Genomic DNA, 454 nt, shown 5'->3' with positions numbered 1-454 from the left:
GTCCCCAAGAATACCCCATCTAAATCGACGTGCAGCACACGTTGCCAGTCCTCATACGAAGTCTCGTGCGTAGCTGATTGAATCTCGAAGCCAGCATTATTGACCCATACGTCAATATCACCAAACGCTTCAATTGCCTTATCGTAGATTGCTTGGACGCCGGCTTCAGTGCCCACATCGGCCCGAATGCCAACGGCATGTCCGCCTGATTGTTCAATTAGGTAGATCAGCCCGTCGATTACCTTTTCATCAGCACTCATGTAGTTAATGACCACATTCATCGCTTCTGACCCCATGTGACGCGCGATCGCTTCACCGATACCTGACGAGCTACCCGTCACAACTGCGGTTTTACCACGTAAATCGGGATAGCGAGTTGTATCAGTCGTATGATTAATTGTCATAGATATCACCCTCCATGTGACTATTGTACGTCATAACCTATTGCTAATGA

General features: G+C 48.0%; 1 protein-coding gene. It reads right to left on the bottom strand.

Annotated elements, in window-relative coordinates; genetic code table 11:
* Positions 1 to 404 (bottom strand): SDR family NAD(P)-dependent oxidoreductase (locus WEIDD23_RS12275; protein WP_156469679.1); only part of this gene is annotated, 404 nt, incomplete at its 3' end.
* Positions 405 to 454 lie beyond the last annotated feature (50 nt).

It is taken from the genome of Weissella sp. DD23 (assembly GCF_001579105.1).
Taxonomy (GTDB): domain Bacteria; phylum Bacillota; class Bacilli; order Lactobacillales; family Lactobacillaceae; genus Weissella; species Weissella cibaria.
This window is presented reverse-complemented; position numbering and strand designations above follow the sequence as displayed.